Source organism: Pseudomonas sp. H1h (genome assembly GCF_000633255.1).
Lineage (GTDB): Bacteria > Pseudomonadota > Gammaproteobacteria > Pseudomonadales > Pseudomonadaceae > Aquipseudomonas.
In genome coordinates this window covers 115087-135099 of the sequence record NZ_AYMJ01000017.1, presented here as the reverse complement: position 1 = coordinate 135099, position 20013 = coordinate 115087, and the positions used below count along the sequence as shown (strand labels likewise).

Below are 20013 nucleotides of genomic sequence, written 5' to 3'. Positions count from 1 at the left end.
CCCCCCTAAAACTCAATACGCACCTCGCGCGCCCTGATCACTAAAACATATGGACAGCCAAACCAATGGACATTAAAAACATGGCGAATGCCGAGTACTTGTTAATGCACAAGGACTTTTACAAAACACAAGAAAGCATCGAAGAGATCCTCGATAAAAAAGCAGATGAAAACTCTCTGACGTTGCTTTCCTCTCTTTCATTCAAACATCATCAAGCTAACTCCTTCAAAGAATGGTCCATTTCCAGACTCGGAAAAAACAACGCTCAAAAGCAACTACTTGAACAATACACCCCTTATGGCAGATTGCAGATCTGGGCCTGCTGGAAACACTATCTTTCCCATTTTAATCAGACCCCATCGCAACAATCATTGCAGGATAGCTTAGCGACGTTACATCGTACCTTTTGCAAACTAAACGACTCCGATGGCGAGCAACAACACCCGCAACAGCACTTTTTGACGACGACAACCGCATTTTCCAGAGACAGCTGGGAATTTCAGTTTATTCGAGCGAAAAAAATCTTTCTGGAAAACGAAACCCTCGCCCCCTACATTTCAGACTTTGAAAACCACTACAACATAAAGCTTGTTGACTATCTGAATATCATTTATTTAATAGTCAACAACTACCACTTGAAGGACGACATCGATTATCTTAACCCCACCCAGCTTGATCGTTGGATCTTCGATATTGACCACGTTTGCGCCAGCGTTCCGATCAATCGAAAAACGCTTACCGACGTGCTGGGCCTCATTTCCAGCACCCTTGAAGAAAGCCAGTCATTTGCAAAAAGCACGACAAACGAACAAAACAACTTCACACTGTTCCGAAACCGTCCTTTTATAAAACTGAGCGAAACTCGATATATCCCTATCGAAGGCAAGCTTGTCGAAGATCTGCTATTCAACAATCTGTATTACAAAATCAAAGATCTTTATGTTGGAAAATCACCATTCATGGATGATTTTGGAGGTGCCTTCGAGGCGTATGCCGTCAATCTATCCAACACAGCGTTCTCAGAAAAGAAAGAGCAATACAAAATCATCCCCGAATTTCCTTTCGGCAAACCTCAACGCATGTCTCCTGACTTGATGATTTCCTGCCCGGAGAACAATTCAGTAACCGTGATCGAAATAAAGTCAGCTCGGGTTCTCGACCGGGTGTTTTCAACCGAACGCGATGATAAAGCGGTCGACAGTTCGTTCGAGAAAACTAAAGCGCGCCCCCTGATGCAAGCTCGCACTCGCATAGGGGAAATTGTTCAGCGCAAGGCTCATCCGGATCTGACTGACAGCAAATACTATCAGTTCCTTGCAGTCACAATGAATGACTTCCCGCTTATACTGGAAAACATTGTCTTCACTGGCCCATCCGGCGAAGACATCAGCTCATCATTTTTCTCGATGAACATCGAGGCATATGAAGTCCTGTTAAAAATCATTTCCTGCAATTATGACATCACACTGGACAACATACTTAATGGCTACAATCATTACAAAGACAGAATGTCGATAAAGACCTATCTCAGCAGAGTATTCACGCACAACAACCTTCATAGCGAAACGTTCGTGCAGATCATAATCAGTTCAAGATCCGAATACATAGACTACGTACGCGCCTCTTGTAATTCTTAATAAATTCCAGGCAAAAAAAGAAAGACCGAGACTAATGTTTCGGTTTTTCTATTTCCCCAAAGCAGCCCTTTCCTGAGAAGGTCATCCACCTGAACGCAGTCCAGAACTCACGGGGGACGCCCAGAGTGTCCTCTTGTGGTTTTGTCGTTACCTTCATGACGCAAGGCAACGCCGTACGCCGTTGAAAGGTCTACGATTAACAGGCAGACATCAAACCAAGGGATCCGAAATGAGTAAAGCAGACGAACTGGCCGCCAAACTCAAGCAAACCCGGCACGCCCATGCGGATGCCGCGCTGGAGATCGATTGCTGGCCGGCGCAGGTCTATGACCTGTACCACCGCATCGAGGCCTGGCTGCAGCCAGTCACCGAAGTCGGCCTGAAAATCCGCCGCAATCCGACCCACGTTTGCGAAAGCTCGCCCGATGGCGAAAGCCACGATTACGCGATCGACCAACTGGTGATAGAAGCCAACGATCAAACCCTGACATTTGATCCCATCGCGCGTTTTACCGAGGACGGCGCCGGGCGCGTGCAGATCACCCTGCCCGAACGCAACACCTATCTGCTGCGCACCGTCGATGAACACCACGAAAGTCATTGGTGGTTGCAGACGGTTGAAACCGGTCAGGAGCTGGATGCGATTGCGCTGACCGAGAACAACCTGTTGCAGGTGGTGCAGGAAGGTCTGGGGCTTTAGGTATTCCCTGTCACCATCAAGACCGAGTGCTCGATCCGCCACACTCAACGGCCAGATTCCCTAAAGAATTCTGGCCGTTTGTCGTTACAGGACCACTAACCGAACCCGATGGAAAACCTGACCGCATGGACGCTTCGACCGCACCTACGTTTACGCAGTTCTTCAAGCGCAATTTCAAACGTGTTCTTAATTACTGGAGCCAGATCACCGTCACACTGGGCTTCCTGGGCGCAGGGTTGGCAATCCTTGGGCTATACGTCTATACGCGGGCAATTGGTCGTACCGACCTTTTCCTGGCAGGTAGCGATGCCAAGTCAGCACTTGCTATCTGGCTTTTACTGATCGTGCTGATCATGGTGGGCTACCTCGGCGTACTCTCCGCCAGCGCATGGTTCTACGGCATTACCGTATCGATGTTCGAAAAGGTGCCAAAAAGGCACAGCCGGATCGCTGCCTGGTTACTGCTTCCTTTGTGTTTTGGCTTTTGTACGTTCACTTTTCTGCTTTTCACGTTCCCGAACAAATTCAGTGCCGGATTTTCGATGCTGTTTGTTTTTTTGTTGACCCTGCTTGCCTACCTTGCACTTTTCCTATTCAAACCCTTTCGAAAGATTTTCAACAAAAACACCCTACGAATGGGAGGCTGGAAGAAAAACGGGTTCCGACTCCTAATCGGTAGCATCATCGGCCTTGCCGTTTTGTGCGCATCGCTACCCACATTGCTGATTATCTCGACCTACGTTGGCGAAGATAACGCGAAGGCTGTAGCGGTTGTCGGGTTGTTTTCCCTCGGTACACTGATTTTCAGCCTCGTACCGGTTTTCATTTTTTACATCAGCAAAGGTCATGTCTTTGCGCGTATCGCTTATGGCATCGCAACAGCACTGGTGCTGTTCAGCGCGTTTCTTCTTCTATCACCTGGAGCTATGCCAAGCATCACCTACGCAGCCGCCGGAAACCTGGCTATCCGTCAAATGCCGGCGCGTTTCATTCTGGATGAAAACATCAGCCTGAGCGATGTGGATAACAGACAGTGGCGCACCACACTCATTGACAAGAAAAAGATCGAAGTCACGGCATTTCCGTTGTTCGCCTTCGGCGACATTTTGCTGTTGTGCAGCAGAGATTTGTTGCGCTTGAACCTGTACGACCTGCCTCGCTACACAGGTTTCTGCATCGCCACACGCAGCAGCAAGGTGACCCAAAAACCATGGCGCCCCGGGCTTGCACGTACGCTCACCTGGCAACAGCGCGCAGAGCACGTTCTGGGCTGGGAGCATTTGCGCTCAGCTGTTTTAAAACCCATTCACGCATCACCACGAGCGCTGGAGTCCAAACGCTTGAGTGAGCAGACGGCTGAACCTGTCAAAACTGTAATCCCCCTCTCAGCCAACTGAAAGCCAGCGCTGGTTAGCCTCCCCGTCATGTGTCAAACGGGGACTTCCAGCGCATGCCTTCCAACACTTCAAGACGCACCTTCGTCAAAGGTCTTGCCGCCAGCGGCCTGCTCGGCGGCCTCGGCCTGTGGCGCGCGCCGGTCTGGGCGCTGAGCGGGCCGGGGCCGATCAATGAACTGAGCGGCAGTGAGTTCGAGCTGTTCATCGGCGAAACCCCGGTCAACTTCACCGGCAGCCCACGCACCGCGCTGACCATCAATGGCAGCCTGCCCGGACCGCTGCTGCGCTGGCGCGAGGGCGACACGGTGACGCTGCGGGTGCGCAACCGGCTCAAGGACAGCACCTCGATTCACTGGCACGGCATCCTGCTGCCGGCCAACATGGACGGCGTGCCGGGGCTGAGTTTCCATGGCATCGAACCGGGCGGCGTGTACGTCTACCAATTCAAGGTGCGGCAGCACGGCACCTACTGGTATCACAGCCATTCCGGGTTGCAGGAACAGGCCGGGGTCTACGGGCCGCTGGTGATCGACGCCAAGGAGCCGGAGCCGTTCCTGTACGACCGCGACTACGTGGTGATGCTCAGCGACTGGACCGACGAAGACCCGGTCAGCCTGATGAAGACGCTGAAAAAGCAGTCCGACTACTACAACTACCACAAGCGCACCGTCGGCGATTTCATCGACGACGTCAGCGAAAAAGGCTGGGGCGCCACCGTCGCCGACCGCACCATGTGGGCGCAAATGAAGATGAACCCCACTGACATCGCCGACGTCAGTGGCGCCACCTACACCTTCCTGATCAACGGCCACGCTCCCGACGCCAACTGGACCGGACTGTTTCGCCCCGGCGAAAAACTGCGCCTGCGCCTGATCAATGGCTCGGCCATGACCTATTTCGATGTGCGCATTCCCGGGCTGAAAATGACCGTGGTGGCGGCGGACGGCTTGCACGTCAAACCGGTCAGCGTCGATGAACTGCGCATCGCGGTGGCGGAAACCTACGACGTGATCGTCGAACCCGCCGCCGAGGCCCACACCCTGTTCGCCCAGGCCATGGACCGCACGGGTTACGCCCGCGCCACCCTGGCCACGCGCGCCGGTATGTCAGCCCCGGTGCCTGCGCTGGACCCACGTCCGTTGGTGACCATGGACGACATGGGCATGGGCGGTATGGATCACGGCTCGATGGGCATGCGCGACATGGCGGGCATGGATCACTCGGCGATGGGCCCGATGCAATCGCACCCCGCCAGCGAGAAAGACAATTCGCTGGTGGACATGCAAGCCATGAGCACCGCGCCCAAACTCGATGACCCAGGCCTGGGGCTGCGCAACAACGGTCGCCGCGTGCTGACCTACGCCGACCTGCGCAGCACCTTCGAAGACCCGGATGGCCGCGACCCCGGCCGCACGGTCGAGTTGCACCTGACCGGGCACATGGAGAAGTTCGCCTGGTCGTTCAACGGCATCAAGTTCTCCGACGCCGAGCCGCTGCGCCTCACGTACGGCGAGCGCATTCGCCTGGTGCTGGTCAACGACACGATGATGACTCACCCCATCCACCTGCACGGCATGTGGAGCGATCTGGAAGACCAAAACGGCGACTTCCAGGTGCGCAAACACACCATCGACATGCCCCCCGGCACCCGCCGCAGTTACCGGGTGACGGCCGATGCGCTGGGCCGCTGGGCCTATCACTGCCATCTGCTGTATCACATGGAAACGGGCATGTTCCGCGAAGTGCGGGTGGAAGAATGAAGGGGCCGATCATGACTCCAATCGCAGCGCTCTGCGTGTTGCTCATCGGCACTGGCGCCATGGCGGCCAACGACATGCCGGGCATGGATCACAGCCAGATGTCCGGCATGGATCACTCGATGCAAAGCATGGACGACGGCATGATGCAGCCCGCCGCGCCCACCGAAAGCCGCACACCGATCCCGGTGCTGACCGACGCCGACCGCGCCGCGGTGTTCACCAGCCCCGGCGGCCATCAGGTACACGACAGCGCAATCAACGGCTACTTCCTCGCCGACAAACTCGAATGGCAGGACGCCGCTGACGGCAGCGCGCTCGCCTGGGATCTGTCCGGCTGGATTGGCGGCGACATCGATCGCCTGTGGCTGCGCTCCGAAGGCGAACGCAGCAACGGCAAGACTGAAGAGGCCGAGATCCAGGCCTTGTGGGGCCACGCCATTTCGCCGTGGTGGGACGTGGTCAGCGGCGTGCGCCAGGACTTCAAACCCGGCGCGCCGCAAACCTGGGCCGCGTTCGGTTTGCAGGGCATGGCGCTGTACAACTTCGAGGCCGAGGCCACCGCGTTTATCGGCGAGGGCGGGCAAAGCGCGCTGCGGCTGGAGGGCGACTACGACATTCTGTTGACCAACCGGTTGATCCTGCAGCCCACCGCCGAACTCAACGTCTACGGCAAAAGCGACCCGCAAAGGGGTCTCGGCTCCGGTCTGTCGAACACCGAAGCCGGCCTGCGCCTGCGTTATGAAATCCGCCGCGAATTTGCGCCGTACATCGGCGTGACGTGGAACCGCACCTACGGCAACACCGCCGATTACGCCCGCGAAGAAGGCGAGGATCGCAGCGAAGCGCGCCTCGTGCTCGGTGTGCGGATGTGGTTCTGAATTCCATTAGCCAATAACCCAGAGGTCTTGCATGCGCACGTTGACTATCACCCTTGTACTCGCCAGCGGATTGCTCTTGAGCACCCTCGCCCAGGCCCACCCGAAACTACTGTCTTCGACCCCGGCCGAAGGCACCGACGGCGCGGCGCCCGGCAAGATCGAACTGCACTTTTCCGAGAACCTGCTGGCCCGGTTTTCCGGCGCCAAACTGGTGATGACCGAGATGCCCGGCATGGCCCATTCGCCGATGCCGATGAAGGCCAGGATCAGCGCCGGCAGCGACCCGAAAACCATGCTCGTCACCCCGCTTGACCCACTGCCCGCCGGCACCTACAAGGTCGAGTGGCGCGCGGTGTCGTCCGACACACACCCGATCACCGGCAACGTCACGTTCAAAGTGCAGTGAGCGATGATCGAGCTGAGCAACATCATCCTGCGTCTGGCGTTGTATGTGGATTTGCTGCTGTTGTTCGGAGTCGCTTCGTTTGCGCTGTACAGCAGTAATGCCGTCCAGCGGTTTGGCCGGATGTTACGTGGGTTGTCGTTGCTCGGAGGGCTGCTGTCAGTGGGCGGATTGCTGCTGATGACTAGCGCCATGAGCGGCGAAACCGAACTCGCCGCGCTGTGGCCGCACCTGCAGATGATGCTGCTTGAAACGGATGTCGGTATGGCGTGGACGGTGCGTCTGATGGCGCTGATCGTGGTGCTGATCCGGCCAAGGAGGTGGGTCGCGTCGAGTGCCGGCGCGATCGCCCTCGCCTCCCTCGCCTGGAGCGGGCATGGGGCGATGGATGAAGGTCTGCTGCGGGTCTGGCATTTCCTCAGCGACATCTTCCACTTGCTGGCGGCGGGTGCATGGTTGGGGGGCATGCTGGCGCTGGTGTTGTTGGCCCGTGGCCGTGTGGATGAAACGCGGATTCGCCTGTTGGCTGATGCAGTGAAACGCTTCGAATGGGTCGGCGCGGCGATAGTGCTGACGCTGTCGATAACCGGCGTGGTGAATTACCTGTTCATCGTCGGCCCCAGGTTGGATGACGTGCTGCCCGGCACCTACGGAATATTGCTGGCGATCAAGGTTCTGCTGTTTGCCGGGATGCTAGTGCTGGCCGCGCTGAACCGCTTTCACCTTGGGCCTGCGCTGGAGCGGTCAGTACGCGATGGGCAGCACGTCGTCGCGGCGAATGCGCTAAGACGCAGCGTGCTGCTGGAACTGGGCATGGCCCTGCTGATCGTCGCCTTGGTGGCGTGGCTCGGCACGTTGAGCCCGGACGCGGGATGACACCCGCGAAGGCCTTTCACTACACTGGCTCACCGTCCTCTGCAGAAGCCCGATTTCGATGACAACTCTAAAAAGCACGATGATCCTTTGCGCCGCGCTGAGCTTGGCCGCGGGCGTGCAGGCCGAGGAAACGCCTTCGCACCTCGACAGCATCCAGCAACAAGGCCAACTGCGCGTCTGCACCACCGGCGACTACAAGCCCTACACCTTCAAGCGCACCGACGGCGACTTCGAAGGCATCGACATCGCCATGGCGAGCTCGCTGGCCGCCAGCCTCGGGGTCAAAGTCGAATGGGTGCAGACCACCTGGAAAACCCTGATGCCAGACATGCAGGCCGGCAAGTGCGACATCGGCATGGGCGGCATCTCGGTCACGCTGGAGCGGCAGAAAAAAGCCTACTTCAGCAACACCCTCGACAGCGATGGCAAGATCCCTTTGGTGCGCTGCGCCGATCAGGCCAAATACCAGACCATTGAGCAGATCAACCAGCCCAACGTGCGCCTCGTTGAGCCAGCCGGCGGCACCAACGAAGCCTTCGTCCACGCCTTTCTGCCCAAGGCACAACTGGCGCTGCACGACAACGTAACGATCTTCCAGCAACTGCTCGACAACAAGGCTGACGTGATGATTACCGACGCCTCCGAAGCGCTGTACCAGCAGAAACTCAAACCCGGTTTGTGCGCGGTGAATCCGCACCAGTACATGCAATACGGCGAGAAGGCTTACCTGCTGCCGCGCGATGACATCAGCTGGAAACTGTATGTCGATCAGTGGCTGCACCTGAGCAAAGTCACCGGCGCTTATCAGAAGGTCATTGGCGAGTGGCTGGCGCTGCCGCAGTAAGCGTTTTCAGCGTTTCACTGGCCTGGCTGTCCGGCGCGGCGGTCATGACGACAGCGCCCGCCCTGAAGCCGACACCCGTTCCTTCAGAAAGAAAATGATGGGGTTCTCCAAGCACTACCAGTAACGCGGCAGGCACAAAAAAGGCGTCCGAGATGGGCTAACGCCGATCAGTTAAGCGCAGATCCCCTGTGGGAGGGGGCTTGCTCGCGAAAGCGATGTGGCAGTCAAGATCAATGTTTGCGGGGCCGACGTCTTCGCGAGCAAGCCCGCTCCCACCATTGATCTTCGTTGCTTGAGCGTTGAGTTCGCTTGACTGATCGGCATTCAGTCGTCATGCAACATCCCGGAGCTGTATTGGTTCAAGCTGCTACCGATACTGTTGCCACCAAACTTGAGCGTCGTTGCATTAGTGCGCCCCTCCGGCGATTGACAATCAGAGGAAAAACAACTGGTGGTGGTCAACCCACCGGAGCCCGAACAGGCACTCAATACCGAGACAGCTGCAGCGATCAACAGCACTTTGACGACATTGGTGCGCATGGTACGGCTCCCCTTGGGATGATCTTGTGCAAGCATCGTAGGCCTTCGCCGCGCGCGGCAAGATGAAACTTTTACGTTCGACAGCACGGGTTCAGGTTCGACGACCCGCCCCCTTCAAATCGGCTGCCACGCCTGCGCAGGAATCTGCGCCATCGCCTCAAACGCCGGTTGGGCGAACCAGAAACCCTGCATCAGATAAATCCCGCAATCGGCGAGAAAGTCCCGCTCCTCCGGGTGCTCGATGCCCTCGGCAATCACCTCGACGCCTAACTCGGCACACATGCCCACCACGCCACGGACAATCGCCTGACGCACGCGATCACGGTGGATATCGCGAATCAGCGCCATGTCCAGTTTGATCAGGTCCGGCTGAAAGTCCGCCAACAGGTTCAGCCCGGAGTAGCCGGCGCCAAAATCATCGATGGCGGTCTTGAAGCCAAACTCACGGTACTCGCGCAGGATGTTCATCAGGTGCTTGTTGCTTTCGACGTGCTCGCCCTCGACCGCCTCGAAGATCAGCCGATCGAGCGGGAACGCGTGCGCGCGCGCCGCCTCCAGCGTGCTGCGAATACACATGTCCGGACGATAAACGGCGTTCGGCAGGAAGTTGATCGAAAGAAACCCGGTGAGCCCCAACTGCGCTGCCGTGGAGATCGCCCGCACGCGGCACAGTTGATCGAAGCGATAGCGGTTCTGGTCATCGACCTGCTGCAAAACCGACAGCGCACCTTCGCCCTGCACGCCCCTGACCAGCGCCTCGTGGGCGAAGGTCGATTGATCACGCACATCGACAATCGGCTGGAAAGCAAAGGAGAACGCCATATCGGCCTCGCCTTTTTGCCGGCATCCTTGGCACCCCCCGCTGGGCTGGGGGAAAATGGGTGTATTGGTCATGACGCCCCCTGAGAGCGGGTTGCAACCATCCATGGCCCAGAAAAAATGACTGCACGGACCGGGTGGCGCCGCTTGGCGGCCCCCGCTTATACAGGCTGACCGGACAATTGCGGCCAAGTTCATTGCGAAGTGCCATCAGGTACGGAAATGCGCCGTCATGCGTTGCAGGTCCTGTCCCAGCGACGCCAGCTCAATGGTCGCGGCGGCGCTTTCTTCGCTGGCGACGGCCGACTGATCCGCCACATCGCGCACACTGACGATGCTGCGATTGATCTCATCGGCCACCGCACTTTGCTGCTCAGCGGCGGCGGAAATCTGCAGGCTCATCTGCTGGATCGTGCCAATCGAATGGTTGATCTCGGTGATCGCCTGTTCGGCCTTCTGCGCCAGCACCACGGTGTCCAGCGTGCGTTCGCGGCTGGAGGTCATCAGCGCCGAGGCCGCGTGCGTGCCCTGTTGCAAGGTGACGATCAGCGCTTCGATCTCCTTGGTCGAATCCTGTGTGCGCTGCGCCAGCGAGCGCACTTCATCGGCAACCACCGCAAAACCACGGCCCTGCTCACCTGCCCGCGCCGCTTCAATCGCCGCGTTCAGCGCCAGCAAATTGGTCTGCTCGGCGACAGCCTTGATCACGTCGATAACCTTGCCGATCTGCTCACTGTCCTGGGACAGCACGTTCATCGCCGCGCCCAAATCCTCGATCGCCACCGACAGTTCGCTGATCTGCACGGTCGCCTGCTTGACCACCGCACTGCCGTGACGTGCTTGCTGATCGGCCAGTGTTGCGGCGGCGGATGCGTCGGTGGTGTTGCGCGCCACCTCCTGCACCGTCGAGGCCATTTCGTGCATCGCCGTGGCGACCTGATCCACCTCGACTTTCTGCTGGCGCACACCGGCGCTGGTCTGCTCGCTCATCGCCGAGAGCTTCTCGGCCGACGTCGAAATATGCGTCACGCCGTTACCGATCCCCTGCACCAGCGTATTCAGGCTTTGCGCCATGTCCTGCATCGCATTCTGCAGATCGCCCAACTCATCCTTGCGGCTGGATTTGGCTTGCACCGTCAGATCGCCCTTGGCAATCCGTCGCGCCAGTTCCACCGTCAGCGCCAGCGGCCCGGTGATCTGTCGCGAGATCAACACCGACGCCACCAAACCCACTACCAGTGCCAACATCGTCAACACCGCAATCTGAATAAACGCCCGATGTTGATCATCCCGCGCCAGACGCTGCTGAGTGTCCATCAGGCCGGTCATGATGCTGTCCATCGCCTGGCTTTGCTGATCCACCTGCTGACGCAGGCTGTGCTTTTGCTCGAACAGCGCGGCTACCTGCACCAGCACGTCGCGATAACGACGGATACCAACCTGCGCCTCCTCCAACTGACTCGATAGGCCTGCAGGCAAACTGCGTTGCGCCTTGCTCATGTCACTGAGAAACGCATCGGTGGTGCCCAACAGCACCTTTTTGTTCGCCTCGTTTGGCACCGCGATGTAACGTCGCAACATCAAACGAAACATCGTCATGCCGTTGCGCAAATCTGCCACCGTGCGCAAGTCCGCCACGCGCGCGACATCGGCCGACGCGAGCGCACTGGCCGTGGTGCTCTCGAACATCCGGGTGAACGTTTCGGCGTACTTGTCCGACATCGCCCCCAACGGTTTCAGCGCATCGGTGGTCGCCTTGTCAGCCTCGACCAAACGCTTGACCTGCTGATCGTAGGCCACCGTAGTGTCCTGCAAGCGCTTCAAAGCCTGTTGGTTTTCCGCCCGAGTCAGGGTCTGCAACGCCTTGGCGATCAGCCCCTGCAACACCGTCAGCTGCGACTGATAAGACTCGGCATACGCCGCATCCGCCGCCGCTTCGTACTGCTTCTCCGACAGCCGCATGTCCTGCGACGCATCGTTGAGCGTGCCGATCAAACGCGTGGTATCCAGACGATCCACCAGCACATTGCTGCTGCTATAGCCAATGAAGGCCACCGCCCCCACCGCCAGCAAAAGAACACCAAACCCGGCCCCCAACTTTCGGGACACCTTGATGTCGCCCAGGAAACTCGATGCTTCTGCCATGTTCAGCCTCTAACGCCCTGACGCCGTTCAACGCCAGGCAAAAAAATTCATCTCAGGCAACCGAGGTTGCCGCGCATATTCGGGGGGCGTCATCCTGAGCAAGTGGCGGACAGCTCCAACTGTCCCGGCTGCAACAGGCTGATGCGAAAAGCCGTAACGACGGCGCAGGCATCAGCGACCAAATCCAGATTTCACGCTGGATTTATCGTTTCAGCAAAGGTGTTGGAACAGATGCTATAAATTTTGGGAAAAGTTGTACAACTTTATATTTTTGTACAATCAGTGAACTTTTTCGCGTGCGTGATGACGTATTGCCATCATTTTTTGTGGCACATCGCTACTGGCGACGAAAGCCTTGAAAAACCGCCGTCTTGAGTGGTTGTTTCGAGAATCGACACAGCGCCCTCCGCAACCACGACCTCGCCGCTCGCCACGGAGGGCAACGATCTACGCCTTGAGCTCGACGTTATCCAACGCCTGATTCACCGCCAACTCCCCCAACATCACCACCTGCGCAATGCCCAGCAGCGTCTTGCGGTGCGGGACATCCAGCAACGCGGCGAAATCGTTGAGCATGGTGGTGGCGGAACCCAGGGACTCGCTGGCGTTGGCGAGGAACATCGGTTTGGATTGATCACCGCTGGCCATGATCTGGCTGGCCGGGGTGAGGTAGTGATCGAGGGCGCGCTCGGCGGCTTCGTGGAGTTTGCGGGAATCGAGGAATTCGTAGGGGGATGCGGGGTCGGTTTCTGGGGGGGTTGGGGTTGGTTTGAACATGGTGTAACTCCTGACGGATAAACGAAAAGGAGCCATCACTCTCGCTACCAAACGAAGGGTGGAGGCCATACGCAGGTTGGTAGACCGGTCGCACTAGAACCCGGCGCCCACGAATGAGCCCCACGCATGACCACCATGACATCGAAGTCCTGGAAAGGACTGCACACGGTGACGCCATGAGTCTAGAAACGAAGCGGGCTACCAAACCCGATCACTGGTTTGCAGTGACACAGGGACGATAGAACCCGCGAGCTAGACGCACAGGCCGGCGGATTCTGTCTTAGGTGTAGGGAGTCGCGCAAGGTGGTATAGGAGCGAGTCTGCAATCGCAGGATTTATTTAAACGAACGTGTTTTTTCTGTTTGGGAAGGCTCTGCGGGCACGCTGATAGAACCGCCTACTGTCACCACTGCAAAGACCACTGCGATCCTTTTTGAGTCGCTGTCCGTCACTCCGATGATGGATCGAACTGACCCTTCTTTTACCTCCCGCAAATAAAGGCCCAAACGCCTCGCCACCAACCCGCGTACCAGTTGCGTACCAGCTCTGTTCTCCTCCCTCCTTTTCCCATCGCCTCTGCCGACTGCGTTAGCAAATTTTAAGCAGCGGTTCTCGGCTCCAATCCTGGCACTGTCTATCGTCGGCTCAGGCGTGTTTCGTGAGTGTTAAAACCGAGCGCACGAAAGGCCAGCGAATCGCCCCGTCTGTGCTTCACTCCCGTTTTCAGGTTGACCCCTGGGAAAAAGGTAATTTTGGTAATTTTGTTTTTTACAACCGTAAAAAACCAATAATATCAGTAGGTTAGATCGATTTAGCAAAGGTAATAATAGGGTAATAGGGAGGTTAGAAAATTACCCTTAGTCGTAGTAATTTCGCCCACCTACGAACCCCTTTAAAATCAGGCACTTGGTGAAATATTACCTCCAGCCTTACCAAATATTACCTTCAAAGGTAATCCCTCAACGCCATGGTCTATAAGGGCTGCAGCCCGTTTTTCGCACCGTCTTACCAAAATTACCTTTTTCCCAGCCTTGAACTGAAAATCAGCCGCCCAGGTGCCTGCTATGCTTCCTCCTTTCCGAATGGAGTCAAAGATATGGCCGACGAGTATTCCCTCTCCTCGACGCTCGAAAGGATGTATGAGAACCAAATTGCGATTGAAGCGGCTCTGATGGAGCTGACCCTGCTAGCAGAGCAGCAAGGCTTTGCTGAAGCTGGTGATAACGCCAGGGGCGCATTAGATCGGATCGGCGAAAACGCAGGCTTCATCAAACAGGGCTTGGCCCGCCTGAGATCAATAGAAAAAAAATAGGCGCTTGGTTGCTCCAACAGATGAGCCCGCCAGCAAACTGACAATCACCGGGGTAGGGCCATCACCGGCGTAGGGGCCCCTCGCCCCGTGCATGATCAACACGACTATGCAAGAATCGACGACCTTCTTTACGAAAGGAAGCGTGGTAGCCGAGGTTCATTTCTGGGTCTCTGGCTCAAAGGATGGCTTTCTGCTAGCGTTCAGCGAGCACGTTGTTTAGCCGAATACACTGACGTTTTTTTATTTTTTGAGCTTTAGTCCATTTATATGACCCTTAAGAAACCAAGCGCAATCGACCTGTTTTGTGGAGCAGGTGGACTCACAACTGGATTAAAGGCAGCTGGATTCTCAGTCCTTGCAGGGTTCGAACTTAATGAAACTGCGGCAGCCACCTACAAACTAAACCATAAAAAATCAAGGCTTTTCATTGGTGATCTTTCCAAAATAGATCCTAAGGAAGTCATGGATAGTTTGGGATTAAATAAAGGACAATTAGATCTCCTCGCAGGCTGCCCGCCATGTCAAGGTTTCTCCACCCACAAAACACGCAACAGATCAAGCTCGGTAGAAGACATAAGAAATGACTTAGTTTTCGAGGTACTGCGTTACATCAAAGTATTTCTACCGAAAACCATTATGTTGGAGAACGTGCCTGGGCTTGCCAAAGACCAACGCATGTCAAAACTTAAAGCCGAACTTGAGATTCTTGGTTACGTAATAAATGACAACACCGTCAAAGTCTTAGATGCTGCTGACTTCGGCGTACCACAACGCCGAAAGCGCATGATTCTACAGGCCTCACTTTTCGGCATTATCAATGAGCCTGAAAAGATAAAAACCAGAACAACGGTAAAGCAATCGATCGGCGCATTACCTTTACCTGGCTTTTCAGGTGACGAACTTCACGATCTACCTGTTTCGAGAAGCAAAAAAGTATCCACGATAATCGAGAACGTCCCTACCGACGGCGGCTCGAGAAGTGATCTTCCGCTTGAGCTTTGGCTACCATGCCATATCAAACGACCAGGCTCTTACAAAGACGTATATGGGCGAATGTCTTGGAATGACGTGGCGCCAACTATCACAGGTGGTTGTACCAACCCGTCTAAAGGGCGATTTATTCATCCAGATCAGAACCGATCAATTACACTTCGCGAAGCCGCTTTGCTCCAGACTTTTCCCGAAGACTATAAGTTTTCACTGAAGCGAGGGAAAGATTACGCCGCGCTAATGATAGGTAACGCGCTCCCCCCCTTGTTGATTAAGGCCCACGCAAAAAAATATATACAGCATTTAAAGTCGGTTGAGACAGGGAATGTAAAATGACCAAGCGCTTTGTGATGAAATTTGACCCCAAGACAATCGAACACTTGGGGGTTCGAATGTACTCTACGCTTCCCCCGGCTCTGGCTGAATTGATTTCTAACGCATATGACGCGGATGCGTCAGAGGTGAAAATAAAGCTCACCGAGACCGCGTCAGGGCCATCATCTATCAGCGTTACAGACGACGGGCATGGAATGAGTGCCCTCGACATTCAGGAAAAATTTCTGGTCATTGGCAGAAACCGCCGACAGAAAGAAGGCGATGAGCCCACAACCCGATTCAATCGGCTCGCAACGGGTAAAAAGGGCTTAGGGAAACTTGCTCTTTTTGGGCTATCGAAACACATAACTATCGATACGGTTAAGGACGGATTGCAGAACCGGTTTAGTTTAAACTGGGACACACTAATGACTTCTGAAGGTGAGTACTCACCCACTCGTGAAATCAACAACAAAAAAACCACTCGCACATCCGGCACCACCATTACGCTATCAAAATTAAAACGTCAATCGAGCTTCGACCTTGAAGCGCTGGCTGACAGCTTGTCTAAGATATTTGTATCCGACACAACTTTTAATATCATCCTAAATAAAGGAACAGAGCGCGCAATTGTCAACGAACAACGGAGATACAAAAACTTCAACAAAGAGTTCGAATGGGATCTTAACGACTACATAGACGACGATTCGAAATACAAGGATGTAATTGGCAAGCTCTTTACCGCTGAAACTCCAATACGTCCTAACTCTGGTTTGCGCGGCATTTCTATTTTTTCGCGCGGAAAACTTGTGAATGCTCCCGAATTTTTCTCAAGCAGCACGTCTAGCCACTTTTATCAGTACCTCACAGGCTGGATTCGAGCTGACTTCATTGACGAGCTTGACGAGGACGTAATCTCAACCAATCGCCAATCTATAAACTGGGACAACATTGAGATGGCGGAGTTTCGGGAATTTCTTTCCGACACCATTTCCAAAGTCAATAGCAGCTGGCGTGAAAAGAGAAGAGAAAAAAAGGGGACGACAATTAAAGAGGCCACCGGCATCGATACTGAAAAGTGGATGTCTACGATGCCCCAAAAAGTCAGGGAGCAGACTTCTATAATCCTTGACACTCTGAATAACGATGAGTCCATTACAAAGTACGTCCCCATCGTTGAAGCACTGCACGAGCTAGTCCCAGAATACCCGCAACTACATTGGCGGCACCTGCATTCCGTACTTAGAGACCGCGTTCGCAGCTATTACGAGAATGAACAATATGGAGATGCCGCTGACCAAGGGGTCAAAATCTACTTTGAAACCATTCGAAAAATTTCTGGCCTCAAGGTGGATGGCGCAGATCTAATAGGCAAAGCCTTTGGCACACGACCTCCGGCAATTCAGGTTGCCGATTTAACTACCGAGTCTGGAGATAACATCCAGAAAGGGCAGGATCAGTTATCTAGGGGACTTTTCATGGGGTTTAGAAACCCTCTGAACCATTCACCTATTGACACGCTCGTTCCCAATACTTTCTCCGAGGTAGACTGCTTAGATATCCTGAGCCTAACTTCGTATTTGGTCACTCGGATAGAAGCTACAAAGGCGTCAACTGAGGAAAATTGAGGATTCATACCCAGGTCGCGTCCCAATAGTTGCGTGGAACGCGGCCTTCCAGTGGAATCTCAGTGCCTGACGCCTTGACCCGGATTTTGAAATACATGAAACAGGTTCAGTAGGCAGCCCTGCCAAGCGTTACGTGGGATTGAGGTGCGGGCCCCGCCCTGCTCAGCGGCACTTCGAACTCCCCGCCAAGACGATTTCAGAATCGAAAAAGCCCGAAAAATCATGATTTTCTATGGCTCTCATGCCGTAAACAGGGGGTGTTTCGGCATATCTTCAAATGGTTTATTACCGGATCGATTAAAGCCAGAACTACGTTTCTTTTCAAAACTTTGCACTTAATGCAATACCCTCTTCCAACGTCGACGCCACCGCTGGCGTAGATCGCGACATCGTTTGCACCTCCCTCTCCTTTGCATAAGAACATGACGTGGAGCCCGTCGGCGGGAGGGGGATAAGTGCTTTTTCCATCAATTTTTTTTCTTAAGGCGCTTTTCAGAGAGAGCAGCCTCCAAATTATTTTCGCTTGAGCGCATCCGGTTCGCTGTCTCCTACGTAAATCCATCACCCCTCATTTGAAGGGGCTACTAATCAAGGAGACGCATCATGCACACGCTCATCAAACGCTTTGCGATTGCATGCTTCACCCTTCTGTGCCTCAACACCGGACTTAGCTTTGCTGCCGATACCGTGATGGTCGGCGGAGCTGCCATGTATCCAAACAAAACCATCGTAGAGAACGCCGTCAACTCTAAAGACCATACGACGCTTGTTGCAGCAGTCAAAGCCGCCGGCCTGGTCGATACGCTGAACAGTAAAGGGCCGTTCACAGTCTTCGCTCCCACCAACGAAGCCTTCGCCAAGTTGCCTGCTGGGACAGTCGATATGCTGGTCAAGCCAGAACACAAAGCCGACTTGACCAAGATCCTCACCTACCATGTCGTACCCGGTACTCATACCGCCAAGCAACTGATGGATGACGCCAAAATGCACGGCGGTAAGGTCATGCTTACAAGTGTCCAGGGTGAGCCCCTGACCGTATGGCTTCACGAGGGTAAGTTATGGGTTGAGGACGCCAAAGGCGGTAAAGCAGCGATCACCATCGCCGATGTCATGCAGGCGAATGGCGTCATACATGTCGTCGATACCGTTTTGATGCCTAAGTAGGTCAGGCGAACTCTCGCTCCATTGAAAGCAGGGGCGTCACGTTGAAGGACGCTGGTCTTGCTCAGCTATCCTACGGACAGCAAGACCAGGAGTCTTCGAGGGGAAATTATGCGGGTTAAATCACTAGCCGATATTATCTACGACACTCAAATACTGTGCGTATTCTGCGCACTAGGGCTAGCGATCCTTTGGGGTCTGGAGGTCGAAGGAACGTACGAAATTTACGCACTCGTGCTGGCAGCCTCGTTCACGACAATCACTCTGTGCGGAAAATACCTTGAACAGGGTAAAAAGCCCTAAAAGTAGATCTCAAACTGCCAATTGACCTTGATTTTCGGTTCATAAACCCCGCCTCAGGCCGATAGCGGCTCCGCCATTTGTCTTCTCGGGCGACTCGAAAGCTCACAGACTCGATGTGCCACCATGCCTCATCTGAAGGCAAGCTGCTAAAGTCTACACAGACCTCAACCATTCCTAGAAAACAATGGATACTCCAGAAAAAACCGATAGCCCCGATCTCAGCGTCTGCGGATTCTCCCGAGATTGCGTCAAAGTGTTGGACACGGTCGGCAAGATTGTCTCATTCAATGATGATGGTCTGCGGATCATGGAGTTCGACCATCTCGATCAGGTTCTGGGTTTTTTCTGGCCCGATCTTTGGCCTGCAGATCTCAGAGCATTAGCGATCGAAGGCTTAGCAACGGCCCAGGCGAAGGGTGTCGCCTCCTTCAGAGCACCTTGTCCTACGGCAAAAGGAAACCTGAAATGGTGGGATGTTACGATCGCTGCCGTCCCGGGGCCATCTCCTACATTTGCGGTTATCTCCAGAGACATCACTGAACAGTATGCAAACGAAGTTGTACAGCGCGGTAGCCTAGAAAGACTCACAGCAATAACTGAATCTAATAGCGATGCACTCTGGGATATTGATCTAACAAATAATCACATTTGGTGGAGCGAAGGCACGCAACAACTTTTCGGTTACGGCGCTGATCAGATAGGCAAGAATACACAGTGGCGTCACGATAATATCCATCCTCATGATCGCGACCGGGTAACCGCCAGCATGGCGCAAGCGATTGAGAATGGCTCAACATTTTGGCAGGACGAATTCCGCTTCCGATCTGCCAATGGGTCATACATCGTAGTCTTGGATCGTGGATCAATAATCCGCAACAGTATGGGTGTGGGTAATCGGTTTGTCGGCGTGATGCAGGATATCAGCGCCCGCGATGCTAAGGTTAAAATGCATGAGCTAGTCGCAGGCGAGCTTTCACATCGAGTCAATAATATCCTTGCCGTAATTTCTGCAATTTTTTACCAATCATTGAAATTGAGCGAAGATTTAGCGTCACTCGGCCAAACATTCGGCGATCGACTGCTTGCGCTGGCCAGCGCAAACAAGGCCATTATGAAAGGTACGGGAATATCTACTGATATTAAGAGTCTAGTTGAGGAACAACTTGCCGCGTTCATCGCCGCTGGACGCTTGTTTGCTGTAGGGCCGCCGGCGACGGTCAGCGCTGAAACAGCCCTACCTTTCTCGCTCGCCATCAATGAACTTTCCACTAACGCCGTGAAATATGGCGCGCTGTCGAGTGATATAGGCACTGTGGCACTCAGCTGGCGCTTGCAAGATGATCCCTCAGCAATCATTGTAGATTGGGTGGAGTGCGGAGGCCCCAAGGTCCAGGCACCCATTCGCAAGGGATTAGGATCCGTATTGATTCAGCGCTGCATTCCAAAGTCAAAAGTAGAACGCCGGTTCGATGCAGATGGATTTAGCTGCACCATTGAAATATCCCTCAGCTAATTTATTCAAAAAAGC

The 20013-nt window shown here is 54.7% G+C and carries 17 protein-coding genes and 1 pseudogene; 13 read left to right on the top strand and 5 right to left on the bottom strand.

Features of this window, described 5'->3' with window-relative positions:
* Nucleotides 1-65: 65 nt before the first annotated feature.
* The 8 genes from U862_RS0115075 (at nucleotide 66) to U862_RS0115040 (ending at nucleotide 8495) form a co-directional block, all read left to right on the top strand.
* A complete protein-coding gene (locus tag U862_RS0115075; protein WP_025111156.1) occupies nucleotides 66-1637 on the top strand; it encodes a hypothetical protein in 1572 nt (523 codons plus the stop codon).
* A gap of 229 nt (nucleotides 1638-1866) precedes the next feature.
* Nucleotides 1867-2337, top strand: a complete 471-nt coding sequence (locus U862_RS0115070; RefSeq protein ID WP_025111155.1) for a hypothetical protein — start codon at nucleotides 1867-1869, stop codon at nucleotides 2335-2337.
* A 125-nt stretch (nucleotides 2338-2462) separates the two neighbouring features.
* Nucleotides 2463-3734, top strand: coding sequence for a hypothetical protein (locus U862_RS0115065; protein WP_025111154.1), 1272 nt, complete (start codon nucleotides 2463-2465; stop codon nucleotides 3732-3734).
* 53 nt (nucleotides 3735-3787) lie between these two features.
* Nucleotides 3788-5494, top strand: a complete 1707-nt coding sequence (locus U862_RS0115060; RefSeq protein ID WP_025111153.1) for a copper resistance system multicopper oxidase — start codon at nucleotides 3788-3790, stop codon at nucleotides 5492-5494.
* Between the two features lie 11 nt (nucleotides 5495-5505).
* Nucleotides 5506-6372 (top strand): copper resistance protein B, encoded by an 867-nt coding sequence (locus U862_RS0115055; protein ID WP_025111152.1) that lies wholly within the window; start codon nucleotides 5506-5508, stop codon nucleotides 6370-6372.
* 31 nt (nucleotides 6373-6403) lie between these two features.
* Nucleotides 6404-6778 carry a copper homeostasis periplasmic binding protein CopC gene (gene copC, locus U862_RS0115050; RefSeq protein WP_025111151.1) on the top strand — a complete coding sequence of 125 codons (375 nt, stop codon included), beginning with the start codon at nucleotides 6404-6406 and terminating at the stop codon, nucleotides 6776-6778.
* 3 nt (nucleotides 6779-6781) lie between these two features.
* Nucleotides 6782-7651: a copper homeostasis membrane protein CopD gene (gene copD / locus U862_RS0115045; RefSeq protein WP_025111150.1), complete on the top strand. Its 870-nt coding sequence runs from the start codon at nucleotides 6782-6784 to the stop codon at nucleotides 7649-7651.
* Between the two features lie 58 nt (nucleotides 7652-7709).
* Nucleotides 7710-8495 (top strand): transporter substrate-binding domain-containing protein, encoded by a 786-nt coding sequence (locus U862_RS0115040; RefSeq protein WP_025111149.1) that lies wholly within the window; start codon nucleotides 7710-7712, stop codon nucleotides 8493-8495.
* 324 nt (nucleotides 8496-8819) lie between these two features.
* Here U862_RS0115040 and U862_RS29650 read toward each other — a convergent pair whose 3' ends face one another.
* From U862_RS29650 to U862_RS0115025, 5 genes and pseudogenes are all read right to left on the bottom strand, one after another.
* Nucleotides 8820-9035 (bottom strand): hypothetical protein, encoded by a 216-nt coding sequence (locus U862_RS29650; RefSeq protein WP_081794889.1) that lies wholly within the window; start codon nucleotides 9033-9035, stop codon nucleotides 8820-8822.
* 114 nt (nucleotides 9036-9149) lie between these two features.
* Nucleotides 9150-9929, bottom strand: coding sequence for an EAL domain-containing protein (locus U862_RS0115035; protein ID WP_025111148.1), 780 nt, complete (start codon nucleotides 9927-9929; stop codon nucleotides 9150-9152).
* A 135-nt stretch (nucleotides 9930-10064) separates the two neighbouring features.
* On the bottom strand, nucleotides 10065-10844 hold the full coding sequence (locus tag U862_RS31495) for a methyl-accepting chemotaxis protein (protein ID WP_371262578.1): 780 nt from the start codon (nucleotides 10842-10844) through the stop codon (nucleotides 10065-10067).
* Nucleotides 10845-10922: 78 nt separating this feature from the next.
* Nucleotides 10923-11999 (bottom strand): annotated as a pseudogene (locus U862_RS31490) (methyl-accepting chemotaxis protein); the annotation flags it as partial.
* Nucleotides 12000-12446: 447 nt separating this feature from the next.
* On the bottom strand, nucleotides 12447-12776 hold the full coding sequence (locus U862_RS0115025; protein ID WP_025111146.1) for a DUF6124 family protein: 330 nt from the start codon (nucleotides 12774-12776) through the stop codon (nucleotides 12447-12449).
* Between the two features lie 1096 nt (nucleotides 12777-13872).
* Between U862_RS0115025 and U862_RS0115020 the strand changes: the two genes are divergently transcribed.
* The 5 genes from U862_RS0115020 (at nucleotide 13873) to U862_RS0114995 (ending at nucleotide 19998) form a co-directional block, all read left to right on the top strand.
* Complete coding sequence (locus U862_RS0115020; RefSeq protein ID WP_025111145.1) at nucleotides 13873-14088, top strand: hypothetical protein; 216 nt, start codon at nucleotides 13873-13875, stop codon at nucleotides 14086-14088.
* Nucleotides 14089-14355: 267 nt separating this feature from the next.
* A complete protein-coding gene (locus U862_RS0115015; RefSeq protein WP_025111144.1) occupies nucleotides 14356-15414 on the top strand; it encodes a DNA cytosine methyltransferase in 1059 nt (352 codons plus the stop codon).
* A complete protein-coding gene (locus tag U862_RS0115010) occupies nucleotides 15411-17021 on the top strand; it encodes a TIGR02391 family protein (protein ID WP_025111143.1) in 1611 nt (536 codons plus the stop codon). The genes U862_RS0115015 and U862_RS0115010 overlap by 4 nt, the downstream gene beginning before the upstream one ends.
* Nucleotides 17022-17624: 603 nt before the next feature.
* Nucleotides 17625-18185: a fasciclin domain-containing protein gene (locus U862_RS0115005; protein ID WP_025111142.1), complete on the top strand. Its 561-nt coding sequence runs from the start codon at nucleotides 17625-17627 to the stop codon at nucleotides 18183-18185.
* Between the two features lie 484 nt (nucleotides 18186-18669).
* Nucleotides 18670-19998 (top strand): PAS domain S-box protein, encoded by a 1329-nt coding sequence (locus tag U862_RS0114995; protein WP_025111140.1) that lies wholly within the window; start codon nucleotides 18670-18672, stop codon nucleotides 19996-19998.
* The last annotated feature ends 15 nt before the right edge of the window (nucleotides 19999-20013 follow it).

What these genes read in the sequence shown, in the direction of transcription:
- U862_RS29650 (WP_081794889.1), bottom strand. Translation starts at nt 9,035, where the DNA reads ATGCGCACCAATGTCGTCAAAGTGCTGTTGATCGCTGCAGCTGTCTCG.
- U862_RS0115025 (WP_025111146.1), bottom strand. Translation starts at nt 12,776, where the DNA reads ATGTTCAAACCAACCCCAACCCCCCCAGAAACCGACCCCGCATCCCCC.
- U862_RS0115035 (WP_025111148.1), bottom strand. Translation starts at nt 9,929, where the DNA reads ATGACCAATACACCCATTTTCCCCCAGCCCAGCGGGGGGTGCCAAGGA.
- U862_RS0115060 (WP_025111153.1), top strand. Translation starts at nt 3,788, where the DNA reads ATGCCTTCCAACACTTCAAGACGCACCTTCGTCAAAGGTCTTGCCGCC.
- U862_RS0115055 (WP_025111152.1), top strand. Translation starts at nt 5,506, where the DNA reads ATGACTCCAATCGCAGCGCTCTGCGTGTTGCTCATCGGCACTGGCGCC.
- U862_RS0115040 (WP_025111149.1), top strand. Translation starts at nt 7,710, where the DNA reads ATGACAACTCTAAAAAGCACGATGATCCTTTGCGCCGCGCTGAGCTTG.
- U862_RS0115020 (WP_025111145.1), top strand. Translation starts at nt 13,873, where the DNA reads ATGGCCGACGAGTATTCCCTCTCCTCGACGCTCGAAAGGATGTATGAG.
- U862_RS0115070 (WP_025111155.1), top strand. Translation starts at nt 1,867, where the DNA reads ATGAGTAAAGCAGACGAACTGGCCGCCAAACTCAAGCAAACCCGGCAC.
- U862_RS31495 (WP_371262578.1), bottom strand. Translation starts at nt 10,844, where the DNA reads ATGAGCGAGCAGACCAGCGCCGGTGTGCGCCAGCAGAAAGTCGAGGTG.
- U862_RS0114995 (WP_025111140.1), top strand. Translation starts at nt 18,670, where the DNA reads ATGGATACTCCAGAAAAAACCGATAGCCCCGATCTCAGCGTCTGCGGA.
- U862_RS0115005 (WP_025111142.1), top strand. Translation starts at nt 17,625, where the DNA reads ATGCACACGCTCATCAAACGCTTTGCGATTGCATGCTTCACCCTTCTG.
- copD (WP_025111150.1), top strand. Translation starts at nt 6,782, where the DNA reads ATGATCGAGCTGAGCAACATCATCCTGCGTCTGGCGTTGTATGTGGAT.
- U862_RS0115075 (WP_025111156.1), top strand. Translation starts at nt 66, where the DNA reads ATGGACATTAAAAACATGGCGAATGCCGAGTACTTGTTAATGCACAAG.
- U862_RS0115010 (WP_025111143.1), top strand. Translation starts at nt 15,411, where the DNA reads ATGACCAAGCGCTTTGTGATGAAATTTGACCCCAAGACAATCGAACAC.
- copC (WP_025111151.1), top strand. Translation starts at nt 6,404, where the DNA reads ATGCGCACGTTGACTATCACCCTTGTACTCGCCAGCGGATTGCTCTTG.
- U862_RS0115065 (WP_025111154.1), top strand. Translation starts at nt 2,463, where the DNA reads ATGGACGCTTCGACCGCACCTACGTTTACGCAGTTCTTCAAGCGCAAT.
- U862_RS0115015 (WP_025111144.1), top strand. Translation starts at nt 14,356, where the DNA reads ATGACCCTTAAGAAACCAAGCGCAATCGACCTGTTTTGTGGAGCAGGT.